The sequence below is a fragment of the Methylomonas fluvii genome (assembly GCF_014850975.1).
Taxonomy (GTDB): domain Bacteria; phylum Pseudomonadota; class Gammaproteobacteria; order Methylococcales; family Methylomonadaceae; genus Methylomonas; species Methylomonas fluvii.
Map to the genome: position 1 here is coordinate 1458047 of NZ_JACXST010000003.1, position 13381 is coordinate 1471427.

Sequence of the window (13381 nt, forward strand, 5' to 3'; positions counted from 1 at the left end):
CATGCCAGGATACCCGCGCCTCGTGTAACATACCGCAATTTGCCGGCTGTTATGAAAAAGATCATCGAACTGAAACAGGTTTATAAGGATTATCCGCAAGCCGGCACGCTGCAAACCGTATTGCACGACATCAATCTGGATATTTACCCCGGCGAATTCGTGGCCATCGTCGGCCCCTCCGGCAACGGCAAATCCACCTTATTAAACCTGCTGACCGGCATCGACCATCCCAGCCAAGGCCAAGTCATCGTCAACGGCACGGAGCTGCAAACACTCAGCAACGAAAAACTCAGCATCTGGCGCGGCGCCAATGTTGGCATCGTGTTTCAATTTTTCCAGTTATTGCCTACCTTGAATCTGCTGCAAAACATAGTGCTGCCGATGGACTTTCTCGGCTCGTTAAACAAGCAACAGCGCCGTGAGCGGGCCATGTATTTGTTGGAACTGGTCGGCCTGGCCGATACGGCGGAGCGCTTGCCCAGCCAGGTGTCCGGCGGCCAGCAACAACGGGCGGCGATTGCTCGCGCGCTGGCCAACGACCCGCCGCTGATCGTCGCCGACGAACCCACCGGCAATCTGGATGCCGCCACCGCCGATTCGGTGTTCGATTTGTTTGCGCATCTGCGGGACCAAGGCAAAACCTTGGTGATGGTCACCCACAACGAGGCCCTAGCCGATGCCGCCAGCCGCAAACTGGAAATTCGTTCCGGACGAATCCACGCCGACAGTCAGCCGGTAGGCAGCAGGTGAATACGCTTTGGCATAAAGTCTGGGCCGACTTATGGCTGACCAAAAGCCGCACTGCCTTGGCGATTATCAGCATCGCCGTCGGCGTCTGTTGTGTCGGGACTTTATTCGGCATGATCGATTTACTGCTGAGCAAAATGGATGCCGCACATCGGCAATCGCAACCGTCGCATATCAATCTAATTTTACGCAATGACGCCGACATCAGTGTGTTGGAGCCCATCAAGGCTATACCTGGCGTAGCCGGCGTCGATACGCTGACGCCGTTGAGCGTGCATTTCCGCCGACCCGGCGAGCCCGACTGGCAATTGGGTACGCTAATTATCCGCCCCAACTACGACAAGCAACATTTCGACAAAACCGCGCTGCAATCCGGCGATTGGCCGAGCGCTAATCAAGTAGCGATAGAAAACCTGTCGGCCCTGTCCAGCGGCATACCAAGCGGCGACATTGAATTCGAAACCACCCAAGGGCCGCAAACCTGGCCTATCGGCGGTATCGTCCGCCATCCCTTTGTAAAACCGCCCAAATTCGGCGGCCAAGTGCATTTTTTTGCCGGCGCCGCCCAAGCCGCCCAATTCGGCATTCCAGCACACAGTTTCCGGCAATTGTTGGTGCAAATCGCCGAACCATACAGCAGCGAGGCCGCTCGCAGTGTTGCCGGGCACATTCGTAGCCTGCTGAGCGAGCGGCATATCAGCGTCAACGTCACCTTGTTGCAAGACCCGGAACAACATTGGGGCCGGCCGTTTTTAGCCGGGATCAACGGTGTGCTGCAAATCATGGCCTTGGTCTCGTTAGCCCTGGCTAGCGTATTGATTTTAAACACGGTATCGGCTCACATTACCCAGCAAACCGACCAGATCGGCGTCATGAAAGCGCTGGGCGCCAAGACCGTCACGATTGCCAAACTGTACCTGTTGGAAATCCTATTTTTATCGTTGGCGGCGATCGTTTTCGCCGTACCACCCGCCCTAGCCGCCGCTTACTTCAGTGCCTGCCGACTGCTGGCTTTATTCAATATCGATTGCGGCGCGTTTGCCGTGTCCGTGCCCGCCGTCAATTACATGCTGCTCGGTGGCCTGCTGGCGCCCTTGCTGGCGGGTTTGCCGCCAATTCTGCGCGGTGCGGCCATGACGGTGCGTGCGGCAATCGCCAGTTACGGCGTGGGCGCCGATTTTGGCTACAACCGTTGCGATCTGCTAATAGAGAAGTTCGGCGCGCGCTTTCTGCCAACTTTATCGGCCGCAGCCTTAGGGAATTTGTTCCGCCGCAAAGCCAGGCTGGTCTTGACGCAAAGCGTATTGGTCTGCGCCGGTGTGATGTTTTTAGTGTTGACCAGCCTGATCGCCTCGCTGAACTTAACGCTGGATCGGGAAATGGCCCGCAGCCGTTATGCCGTGCGGCTCGGCTTTACCCAAGACCAATCCGAACAAACAATTCGCGACATCGCCGCAGCGGTGCCCGGCACGGAACAAATAGAATTCTGGCAACGATCCAGCATACAAATTGCCAAGGACGGCCTAGCTTTGCCGCAAAAAGGCAGCCTGGGCCTGCAGATGCTGGCATTGCCGGCAAACTCGACCATGTATCAACCGCTGATTGAATCCGGACGCTGGTTGCAAGCCAGCGACGCCGGCCAGCGCGTAATGGTGCTGAGTGCGGATACGGCCGCGCTGAACGCTGTCCGAGCCGGCGATATGCTGGACGTCGCGCTAGGCGCCGATCACCAGAAATGGCAAGTGATAGGCGTCTATCGTTGGTTGGCCGGCAATAGCTATGCGGTGGAACCGGTCTATGCACCATTGGAAACCCTGCGAGTTATTACCAAAAACCGGGAAATGGCATCGTTTGCACTGCTCGATGCGCCGGTCGCTGACCCGCATCAGGAGGCCGACTACCTACGCAACTTGCAACAACAGTTTCAGGACCATGACATACAACTGGATGTTTACACCACACTTGCCAAACTGGAACAACGCCAATTTACCCGCAACCAGTTCAAATCAGTACTGAACACCCTGCTGGGCCTGGCCTGCATGATTGCGGCGGTCGGCGGCATTGGTTTGTCCGGCACCTTGGCAATTAGCGTGTTGCAGCGCATTCGCGAAATTGGCGTATTACGCGCCATCGGCGCGCCCTCCCAAAAAGTGTTCCGCATGTTTTTACTGGAAGGCCTGCTGCATGGCGGCATGGCTTGGTTACTGAGTATTCCGTTGGCATATCTGGCCGCCGAACCGCTAGCGAAACAACTCGGACGAACTATGCTTGGCATACAACTGGATTTTCGCTTCGACCTGTGGGCTATTCTGTACTGGCTGATGATTATGTTAGCAGTGGCCTGGATAGCCGCCTTCTGGCCGGCGCGCAAGGCAACCCGCCTAAGCATTAGAGAATGCTTGGGACACTGAACAGCGTAGTATTGGGTTTTACCTAAATGAGCAGTGACCGTTTATTAATGATTACAAACGCTTTGATTAACCGGATTAAATTTCTGCTACTGAGCTGTTGCTTGCTAGCCAGCTTTACAGCGCTGGCCGACGCACCGGTGCGCATCGGCGTATTGGCCTATCGGCCCAAGCCGCAAACCCTGGAACAATGGCAAGCACTGAGCAGCATCTTGCACCAGGCCATACCGGAGCGCGAATTCGTCGTCGAAGCTTTGAACTACGACGAACTGGAAGCCAGAGTGGACAGTAAACAATTGGACTTTTTGCTGACCAATCCCGGCCACTATGTCCATATTAGCTATCAACACAGTTTTTCAGCACCGCTGGCGACATTGCTCAGACACGAGAACGGCGGCTCTCAGGATAAGTTCGGCGGCGTGATCTTTGCGCGGGCTGAGCGCGCGGATCTGAACGCGCTCGACGACCTGCGCGGCAAAAAAATCGCCGCTACCAGTCAAGACTCCCTGGGCGGCTTTCAAATGCAAGCTTACGAAGCCGCCCAAGCCGGCATAGACATAGTGAAGGCATCCCAATTGGTCATCACAGGTATGCCGCACGATGCGGTAACGGCCGCCGTATTGTCCGGGCAAGCCGATATAGGATTTGTCCGCACCGGGGTTCTGGAGGATTTGGCCAAAAATGGCAAGCTTGATCTGCGGCAAATCAAAATCCTCAACGCCCAACCCTCTAGTGATTTCAAGCTGCTATCGACTGCGCTTTATCCCGAGTGGCCGTTTTTAGCCATGCCCAACGTAGACCGCGCGCTGGCCAAAAAAGTCGCCGGTAGTTTGTTTCTGATGGGCCCCGACCATATTCCGGGGATTGAAGGCTTCACCATCCCGGCCGATTACAATTCGGTGGAACAATTACTACGGAACGTGCGCGCCAAGCCGTTCGACGCCGTTCCGTCATTCACATTGACGGATATTTGGCAACGCTACCCTACACCAATACTGGCACTCAGCGCCGGTGTCATGCTGGTTGTGTTGCTCAGCTTGAGTTTGTTCTGGGTAAACCGTTATCTGGTGGCGGAACGGCGCCGAGTCCGCGAACAGAATATACGGCTGGCGGATAGCGAATATCGCTGGAAATTTGCCCTGGAAGGCGCCGACGAAGGGGTATGGGATTGGGACATCGTCAGCGGCGAGGTGTTTTTCTCGCCGCGCTGGAAATCGATGGTGGGTTATCAACCGGATGAATTCGCCAATAACTTCGATGCCTGGCGCGCCAGCCTGCATCCGGACGATACCGACCGGGTGCTGCAAACCCTGTCTGACTACTTCGACGGCAAGAATAAATTGTATTGGGTGGAGTTTCGCATGCGCTGCAAGGATGGACGCTATAAGTGGATACTCGCCAAGGGCATGGTGGTAGCGCACTCACCGGAAGGCAAACCGCAACGGATGCTGGGTACGCACGTCGATATCGACAAACATAAACAGATAGAACAAGAATTAAGGCAAAGCCACGATGCTTTGTTGCGTTCCAATGTCGATCTGGAACAATTCGCTTACAGCGTCTCCCACGATATGCGGCAGCCCTTGCGCATGGTCTCCGGCCATTTGCAATTTTTGGAACGCAATCTCAGGGAGTCATTGGATGAAGACGCGCGGCAAAATCTGAATTTTGCCTTGGAAGGCGCCAAACGCATGGATGCGATGATCGTCTCGCTGTTGGAGTATTCGCGCGTCGGCCGCAAGACCCAACAAAAATCCTGGATTGCCAGCGACGCGATCCGCGATGAAGTGTTGCAGTTCGTCGAACCCATGGCGGCACAATGCCAAGCCAACATCCGTTGCCAAGGCGATTGGCCTATCCTGTATGCCAGCCGCGACGAACTGAGCCGCTTACTACAAAACCTGCTGGTTAACGCGCTGCACTATCGCCAAGAATACCAAGCTCCCATTATTGATGTTAACTCCGAGGTCGGCGACGGCTTTTGGCGGCTCAGCGTGCGCGACAACGGCATCGGTATAGACCCCGGGCAATTTGATCGGCTGTTTCAGTTCTTCAGCCGCCTGCAAGCCCGCACGCGTTTCGAAGGCACCGGTATGGGCCTAGCTTTGTGCCGGCGGATAATCGAGCATCACAACGGCAAAATTTGGGTGGATTCGGCCGGCGAAGGCCAGGGTTCCTGTTTTACGTTTGAAATTCCCTTGGGCTATACCCCCGCAACCGACAGTCAGCCGGCATGAATAAGCACCCAGAAACCTCGGTTGGCGCCCTGCCACGCTCAAGCCTGAGCAAACCGCGGTATTACAGCCACTGGCTGACGATAGCAGTCCTGCTCATTACATTGCTGACCAGTTACCAGGCTTGGCTGATTGCGGTTGAAGACTTGGAACACGAACGCCAGCTCTATTTCGATTTCCGCGTCCGGCAATTGGTGCAAAGTATTGAGCAACGATTACAAACTTACGAGCAAATGTTATACGGCGCCAGGGGGTTGTTTGCGGCATCAGGGCTGGTAGAACGCAGCGAATATAGGGAATATGTATCCGCACTGAACCTTGACCAACGCTTTCCCGGCATCCAGGGCGTGGGCTTTTCCCTGTGGATACCGAAAACCGAGAAAGACCGGCATGTTGCCCAGATGCGCAAACAGGGCTTCGCCGATTACGACATCCATCCCGTCGGCGAGCGGGATTTTTACACGTCGGTCATTTATCTGGAACCGTTTTTCGGCCGCAATCTACGCGCATTCAGTTTCGACATGTTCTCTGAGCCAACTCGAAACCGCGCGATGAGCTATGCCCGCGACAACAACAGCCTGGGCATCAGCGGCAAAGTAATCTTATTGCAGGAGACCGTCCAAGACGTGCAAGCCGGTTTTATAATGTACCTGCCAGTTTATAAAAAGGACGTGCCGCACGACACGCTGGAGCAGCGCCGCACCAATCTACTGGGTTGGGTTTACGCGCCATTCCGCACCAAGGACTTAATGGCCGGGATTGGCGGCGAACTGGAAAGCGATTTGGGGTTGGAAATATTCGACGGAGAAACCTTAAACGAAGAAAGCCGCATGTACGGCGCGGCACCGCCGGCCAATACCCCGCCAACATTGACGCGCAAACAACAAATCGTGCTGGCTTGTCACCCGTGGACCTTATTCATTCATGCTCAAGCAAATTTCCAAGCGCGTGTCGATCAAGACAAGCCATTCATTATCGCCGGCAGTAGTGTGAGCCTCAGCCTGCTGCTAAGTTTGCTAACCTGGCAATTAGTGAACAGTCGCAGCCGGGCGCAGGCCCTGGCACAGAGTATGACCGCCGAATTGCGGGAGAGTGAAAGCCGGTTCCGGGCCATGGCCAATTCCGCGCCGGTGCTAATCTGGCTGTCCGGACCCAATAAGCTCTGTTACTGGTTCAACAAAGTCTGGTTGGACTTTACCGGGCGCAGTATTGAACAAGAATTGGGTAATGGCTGGTCAGAAACGGTACATCCGGATGATCTGGAGTTTTGTCTAAACCACTACAGCCAACACTTTGAAAAACAGCAGCCGTTCAGCATGGAATATCGGATGAAACGCCACGATGGTGAATATCGCTGGTTGCTCGACACCGGCATTCCCCGTTACGACGACCACGGCGAATTCGTCGGTTACATCGGCTCATGCATCGACATTACCGAACCCAGACAAATTCGCATGGCTTTGGAAACCAGCAACGCCGATCTGAGCCGTTTCGCGGAAATTTCCGCCCATCACTTGATGGAGCCAACTCGCCGCTTCGGCAGCTTTACGCAACGCTTGCGCAACTCATTAAAGGCGTATCCGGAAGCTTTAGGCGACGAAGACATTAATAGCAGCCTGGATTATCTGGAACGCGACGCCCAGCGTTTACTCGGTCTGGTACGTGACATTCAACTTTATGTCACCGCCGATCAAGCCCGCGACAAAATAACTCTTGTGGACGCCAAAGCCGCTGCAGAAGCAGCTATCCAAGCATTTGCGGACAAGATAGCGATTGCCGGCGCAAGCGTCAGCGTCGGTGAATTACCGCATGCCTATATCGATCTTCCCCGCATGGCCGAGCTTTTTAGATTACTTTTGGACAATGCCCTCAAGCACGGCAAGCCAGCCCATCCTAAACACCCCTTACACATCGAAATTGGCGGCGTATCCGATCTGGACGTAAATCGTTATTATGTGCGCGATAACGGCGACGGAATCGATGCGGAATACCGGCAACGGGTCTTCGAAATTTTTGAGCGCCTGCATTATCGCGACAACGAGGCCGGCACCGGTATCGGTTTGTCGATAGCCCGCCGCATCCTCAGCAGTTGTCGCGGCAAAATTTGGATAGAAAGTACCGCGCAGAACGGTACGGCAGTGGTGTTCGAGCTACCCAATATCGAAGGAAATAAGCATGACGGATAAATCAACGCCGCTGTTCGATGTGTTGCTGGTGGAAGACGAACCCGCCGACGCCCATCTGGTGAAAATGAGTTTCAAGGAAAACCGGGTGCGTTGCAATTTACATCATGTCTGGGACGGTGTCGAAGCGCTGGCGTTTTTGCGGCGGCAAGGCGCCGACTATGCCGACGTGCCGCGCCCGGATTTGATCTTGCTGGATCTGAATATGCCGCGCATGAACGGCCGCGAGCTTCTGGCTAAAATCAAGTCGGAACCGGACTTCTCCAGCATCCCGGCCATTGTCCTGACCACTTCCGATATTGAGCGCGACGTAGTGGCAACCTACCAACTTGGCGCCAGCAGTTACATCACCAAACCGGTGGATGTCGAACAATTTATCGCGGCTGTTCGGCAAATCGAAGGCTATTGGTTCAATGTCGTGCGCTTACCAAGCAAGTAATCACTATGACTGAAGCGACAAATTGCTGCGTTTTATTAATTGAAGACGAACCGGGCGATGCCAACCTGGTTCGGCAATATTTGCGTGCCTCGCCTAATCTGCGTTTCGAACTGATCTGGCGCGAAAATTTGGCGGATGGCGAACAAATCATAGCCCAACAAAAGATCGATGTGGTCCTGGTGGATTTAAGCCTACCGGATTCGCGCGGCTTGGATACCGTCAGACGCATCCGCAAAGCGACCCGAGTGCTGCCGATTATCGTGCTGACCGGGCACGACGATACCGAATTTTCTCTAAAGGCTCTGGACTGCGGCGCGCAGGATTATCTGATCAAAACCAACATTGATACCGACAGCCTGGTCAGGGCGATACGCTACGCGCTGACTCGGATCAGCTTGGAAAAACGGCTTCACGAGTCCGAACAACGGATGGGCATGGCCTTGCAGGGCGCCAATCTGGGTTTATGGGATTGGCATATTCCCAGCGGAAAGGTGATTTACAACGACCTCTGGGCCTCGATGCTGGGATACACGCTTGACGAAGTCGGATCCGATATAGACATATGGAAACGCTTGGTGCATCCGGATGATTGGCCGTTAGTCACAGCTTCTCTGGAACCGCATTTGCGCGGCGAAACCGACCTTTACTCTGTTGAACATCGCTTACTTCACAAGGATGGCCATTGGGTTTGGGTGCACGATACCGGCCGCGTGCTGGAGTGGGATTTTCATGGTCAACCGATACGCGCGGTGGGTATCCATCAGGACATCAGCTTACGCAAGGCGTCGGAGTTGCGCGACCACTTACTGGTATCAGCCCTGGAAACGGTGGAACACGGTGTAGTGATTACCGACGTCAATGCTAATATCGAATGGGCCAATAAAGCCTTTGAAACACTGACCGGGTTTAGCCGCCACGAAGCTATCGGTATGCGGCCCAACGAACTGGTCAAATCCGGCAAGCAAGACCCGGCCTTTTATCACAATTTATGGGACACCATACTGTCGGGAAACACCTGGCGCGGCGAAATCGTCAACCGGCGTAAAAATGGCGAACTGTATGACGAAGAGCTGGTAATTTCCCCGGTCACGGATCAGCAAGGCTGCATACGCCATTTCGTCGGCGTTAAGCAGGATGTCAGCGAACGTAAAAGGATGCAAACCGAACTGTGGGAATTGGCAACGACCGACGGCTTGACCGGTTTTTTAAATCGTCGGCACTTTATGGCCCGTCTGGAAAATGAATTTGCCAGGGTAAAGCGCAATAATCACCGGGTAGCGGTATTAATGCTGGACCTGGATCATTTCAAGCAGATTAACGACGGTTACGGACACCCCACCGGCGACGCGATGTTGCAGCACTTTGCCGGCATTATGCGCGCGGAATTGCGTCAGATCGATGTGGTGGGCCGGATTGGCGGCGAGGAGTTCGCGATATTCATGCCTGAGACCGACGCCGAACCCGCCATGATCATTGCCGAACGTTTACGTAAGGTGCTGGCCGATACACCGTTGCTTATGGATAAGCATACAATTCCGATAACCGTCAGTATCGGGATTGCCTTAATGCATGCCGATAGTGGTACGGCCGATTGCGTATTGACCAAGGCCGATAAAGCGCTATACACCGCTAAGGAAAATGGCCGGAACTGCGTGCGCGTCTGGCTTTAGCGGTCTAATGCCCAAACGGCAAAGCGCCTTTAAAGCGTGATTGGATAGAACACATTTGAAAAATCGACATAAATTTCCACGCTAGCGCCGCGACGCCGATCCTGAATGCGTTTGTCGATAATATCCTGCGGCACCGGCAACCCAGTGCGGCGCCGGTCATTTTTGACGTCACGCTGCTTGTAAACTCGCACCAAAACCTCGCAGCCGTTAAACAACAGGCTATTCAGATTCTTGATAGCACGAATGCCGGCTTCATCCGAATTCACCGACACCAGGCCGTGATGCTCGAGCTGATTGCTGCGCTTGTCCCGAATCACCATCACGTCGACGGTGATTACTTGCTTGGCCTGTTCTATTAAATCTTCACTGACAGCCATCGCCACGTAAGAATACAATTCGTTGGGCCGGGTCGGTGCCGGGATATTCCGAAAAAAAAGCAGCATAAATCTAGCTAACAGTAGGCATAAGAAATAAGCCAAAAGCGCATAAATACAGCTCTTCCAGCCCGAATGCGTTTATACCGGGCTAACCCCAGGCTATGCAAACGCCGCATAAGTGTAGGCTTAAATTTAACCGGCTTATGCAAATCCGAATTTTTTGTCTGCCTGGGGCTAAACCTGCCCCAGGTCCGCCAAAATCTTATCCCGCACCAATTGCCCGGACAAGGTCACCATCGGCATGCCGCCGCCCGGATTGACGCTACCGCCGACGAAATACAGATTGCTTAATTGCTTGCTGCGTTGCGGTGCCTTGAAGCCCAGGTTTTTCCAGCGATCCGAAACCACTCCGTAAATCGAGCCTAAATTAGAATAATACTTGGCCTGAATATCCAGCGGCGTCCAGTATTCTTCGGTAACGATGTGTTGGCGTAAATCGGTCAAACCCATGCGCTCCAATTTAACCAGCACCCGTTCGCGCAGCGCCCAATAATCGTCGGCGGTCAGCGGTTTGTCCGGGTTGATATGCGGGATGTGCGGCAGGATTTTAATGATCTCGCAACCGGCCGGCGCCTGACTGGGATCGGTTTTGCAGGGCGCGACTAGGTAAATCGTCGGATCGTCCGACAATTTGCCGCTATGAAATACCGCGTCGAAATGCTCGCGCGGATGATCGGAATAAAAGAAATTATGATGCGCCAACTGCGGATACAGCCGATTGACGCCCAAATGCAACACCAAGCCCGAACAGGTCGGCTCGAAGCGCTGCATCTTTTTCAATTCAGCCGGCGAGCTATTTAGCAGCTTATCCATAGCTGGAATCACTTCCATATTCGACACCACGATGTCCGCAGCCAGCACTTCGCCGCCTTGCAGTTTAATGCCGGTAGCCTTACCGGCTTGGTATTGAATTTCCTCAACTTCGCTGTTTAAGCGGATGGTTACGCCCAACTCGATAGCCAGCTTTTCCATGGCCTGCGCCAAGCCGTACATGCCGCCTTTCACGTACCACAAGCCATATTCGTATTGAATGTAGGGCATCAAATTCATCAAAGCCGGCGAATCGTAAGGCGAAGAGCCGACGTATTTGATGAAATAATTCAGGATATCGATCAGTTTGGGATGGGAAATAAAGCGTTTCACGCCCTGATCCATCGAACGGAATACGTCGAAATTCAAGGCACGGATAGGGCCGTAAAACTTCAGCAATTCCCAGAAGGTATCCAGGCCCTTCGCGAAGTAGCCAGCCTCTGTTTCAGTACCCAGTTTTTTGGAATAGGCCATAAAGTTGGCAAACTCGGCAGCAGTATTTGGCCCCAGTTTGTCCAGCTCACGGCGCTGATTTTCCGGGTCTTCACATAAATCAATGTGCGTGCCGTCTTCGAAGAAATTGCGCCAGTGCGGTTCGACTTTTTCGATGCCGACATAATCGGCCATGTTTTTACCGACTTTGCTAAATAAGGCCTCGAAGATATGCGGCATAGTCAGAATCGACGGTCCCAAATCGAAAGTGAAGCCATCCTTGGTCATGATGTTCAGTTTGCCGCCGACCTTGTCGTTCTTCTCGACCAATTCCACCGCAAAACCTTCGCTGGCTAAAGAAATCGCTGCGGATAAACCACCCAAACCGGCGCCGATCACCACGACGCGTTTATTGTTATTGTTTTGCTTCATCAGTAGTCCCGTTTCCATGACAACAGTAATTTAAGATTTTGCCAGCGCTGGGTTAAATCGAACGCTGAATATTCGCGAAAAGCTTGCAACGCTGGCCAGTTGCGTTTGATGCGTTGCCACAGCGAACCCTCGCCGTAGACAAAGTCCATATAGCCTTTGAAATCCTGGTAGCGTTGCTCCGAATACGGAAACCAATTAGGTTCCTTGGGCAAATGGCTGCGACTGGTCATGCCGGCGACCGGATAGGTGAAATTGCGCAAACCTTCCGCGCCGTGATAACGGCCAAAGCCGCTTTTTTTCACGCCGCCGAACGGCAGACCGGGATGGCCGATATTTTTGATAACGTCGTTGACCGCCCAATTGCCGACTTGCAGTTGGCCGGCGACCCGCTCGGCTTTGGCTATGTCCTGGCTCCAGATGCTGGCATTCAAACCAAACTCGCTATCGTTGGCCAGACCGATGGCGTCGGCTTCATCGCTGAAGGCCATCACCGGCAGCAAGGGACCGAAGCCTTCCTCACGCATTACCCGCATGCCGTGATGGACATTCCATAGCACGACGGGTTTAAGGTAATTACCCTGCCGCTCCAGCGGCCCGGAGGCTTGCGCGCCTTGGGCGATGGCGTCCTGGTAATGCGCCTCGACAAGTGCAATTTGCCTCTCGCTGGTCATCGCGCCCAAGTCGCCGTGCGGGCCGTGGCCGACTTGCAATTGCCCGACGCCTTGCAGCAACAAGCTTAAAAATTCGTCGTGACAATCCTGCTGCACATACAAGCGCTCCACCGAAACGCAGACCTGGCCGCTGTTGCAATACGCGCCGTACAAGGCTGCATCGGCCGCGCGTTGCAATGCCGCGTCGTTGAATACCAGCATCGGGTCCTTGCCGCCCAATTCCAGCAACACCGGAATCGGGTGTTGCGCGGCTCGCTGCATGACGGCTTTACCGCTATTCAGGCCACCGGTAAAAAACACCAAATCCGGACCAGCATCGATCAGTTGCGCACCCGTTTCGCCGTCGCCGATCAACCACGGCACCAAGCCTCCTGGTAAATCCAGTTGCTTGAATAAATCGAAAATCAGCTGCCCAACCGGCAAGCTTAATTCGGAGGGTTTCAGGATCACCGCATTGCCGGCAAACAAGGCCGTCAACATCGGCCCGACCGACAGTTGAAACGGATAATTCCACGGCGAAATCACCGCCACCACGCCGTAGGGCCGCCGCTCGATGCCGGCAGTGGCGCCGGGAAAGGCAAAGGGTGATGTGGGAATGCCTTGATAGCACAGGATATTGGCGGCGTGCTTTTGGTAATAGCGGGCCAAATCCAAAACCGGGTAAATCTCACCCAACAGGGCTTCGGTGCGGACTTTACCGGTGGTCAGGCTGATTAGCTCGCAAATCGAGTCGAGCTCGGCCATTAATAAAGGCACCAGCTTGGCTAGAGTTTTCGCCCTTTCGGCTACCGGTCGCCTGCCCCAGATTTGCGCCGCAGCACGCGCAGCAAGCATCTGCTGCTGAATCGCCTGAGCATCGCTAACCGGAAAGTCGCCCAGCACCCGGCCATCGACCGGCGAAACGGCCTGCATCGTCGC

General features: G+C 54.3%; 9 protein-coding genes. 6 read left to right on the forward strand and 3 right to left on the reverse strand.

All coding sequences use genetic code 11. The annotated features are described in order from the left end of the window. The first annotated feature begins 51 nt into the window (after positions 1–51). Genes EBB_RS24250 through EBB_RS24275 form a run of 6 tightly spaced genes read left to right on the forward strand, consistent with a single transcriptional unit; the run spans position 52 to position 9681 of the window. A complete protein-coding gene (locus EBB_RS24250) occupies positions 52–750 on the forward strand; it encodes an ABC transporter ATP-binding protein (protein WP_192396201.1) in 699 nt (232 codons plus the stop codon). Continuing rightward, positions 747–3158, forward strand: a complete 2412-nt coding sequence (locus tag EBB_RS24255) for an ABC transporter permease (protein ID WP_192396202.1) — start codon at positions 747–749, stop codon at positions 3156–3158. Before EBB_RS24250 ends, EBB_RS24255 begins: the two co-directional genes overlap by 4 nt. 47 nt (positions 3159–3205) lie before the next feature. Beyond that, positions 3206–5392 (forward strand): PhnD/SsuA/transferrin family substrate-binding protein, encoded by a 2187-nt coding sequence (locus EBB_RS24260; RefSeq protein WP_192396203.1) that lies wholly within the window; start codon positions 3206–3208, stop codon positions 5390–5392. After that, positions 5389–7575 (forward strand): CHASE domain-containing protein, encoded by a 2187-nt coding sequence (locus EBB_RS24265; protein ID WP_192396204.1) that lies wholly within the window; start codon positions 5389–5391, stop codon positions 7573–7575. Before EBB_RS24260 ends, EBB_RS24265 begins: the two co-directional genes overlap by 4 nt. After that, positions 7565–8011 carry a response regulator gene (locus EBB_RS24270; protein ID WP_192396205.1) on the forward strand — a complete coding sequence of 149 codons (447 nt, stop codon included), beginning with the start codon at positions 7565–7567 and terminating at the stop codon, positions 8009–8011. The genes EBB_RS24265 and EBB_RS24270 overlap by 11 nt, the downstream gene beginning before the upstream one ends. 5 nt (positions 8012–8016) lie before the next feature. After that, positions 8017–9681: a diguanylate cyclase gene (locus EBB_RS24275; protein ID WP_192396206.1), complete on the forward strand. Its 1665-nt coding sequence runs from the start codon at positions 8017–8019 to the stop codon at positions 9679–9681. A 29-nt stretch (positions 9682–9710) separates the two neighbouring features. Here EBB_RS24275 and EBB_RS24280 read toward each other — a convergent pair whose 3' ends face one another. From EBB_RS24280 to EBB_RS24290, 3 genes are all read right to left on the reverse strand, one after another. Then, complete coding sequence (locus tag EBB_RS24280) at positions 9711–10124, reverse strand: RNA recognition motif domain-containing protein (protein ID WP_192396207.1); 414 nt, start codon at positions 10122–10124, stop codon at positions 9711–9713. Positions 10125–10292: 168 nt separating this feature from the next. Next, a complete protein-coding gene (locus EBB_RS24285; RefSeq protein WP_192396208.1) occupies positions 10293–11792 on the reverse strand; it encodes a phytoene desaturase family protein in 1500 nt (499 codons plus the stop codon). Then, positions 11792–13375, reverse strand: coding sequence for an aldehyde dehydrogenase family protein (locus EBB_RS24290; protein ID WP_225587873.1), 1584 nt, complete (start codon positions 13373–13375; stop codon positions 11792–11794). The genes EBB_RS24285 and EBB_RS24290 overlap by 1 nt, the downstream gene beginning before the upstream one ends. Positions 13376–13381 lie beyond the last annotated feature (6 nt).

Bases quoted from the DNA above. Each gene is read 5' to 3' on its own strand.
- EBB_RS24250 (WP_192396201.1), top strand. From the start codon at position 52: ATGAAAAAGATCATCGAACTGAAACAGGTTTATAAGGATTATCCGCAA.
- EBB_RS24260 (WP_192396203.1), top strand. From the start codon at position 3,206: ATGATTACAAACGCTTTGATTAACCGGATTAAATTTCTGCTACTGAGC.
- EBB_RS24265 (WP_192396204.1), top strand. From the start codon at position 5,389: ATGAATAAGCACCCAGAAACCTCGGTTGGCGCCCTGCCACGCTCAAGC.
- EBB_RS24270 (WP_192396205.1), top strand. From the start codon at position 7,565: ATGACGGATAAATCAACGCCGCTGTTCGATGTGTTGCTGGTGGAAGAC.
- EBB_RS24275 (WP_192396206.1), top strand. From the start codon at position 8,017: ATGACTGAAGCGACAAATTGCTGCGTTTTATTAATTGAAGACGAACCG.
- EBB_RS24280 (WP_192396207.1), bottom strand. From the start codon at position 10,124: ATGCTGCTTTTTTTTCGGAATATCCCGGCACCGACCCGGCCCAACGAA.
- EBB_RS24285 (WP_192396208.1), bottom strand. From the start codon at position 11,792: ATGAAGCAAAACAATAACAATAAACGCGTCGTGGTGATCGGCGCCGGT.
- EBB_RS24290 (WP_225587873.1), bottom strand. From the start codon at position 13,375: ATGCAGGCCGTTTCGCCGGTCGATGGCCGGGTGCTGGGCGACTTTCCG.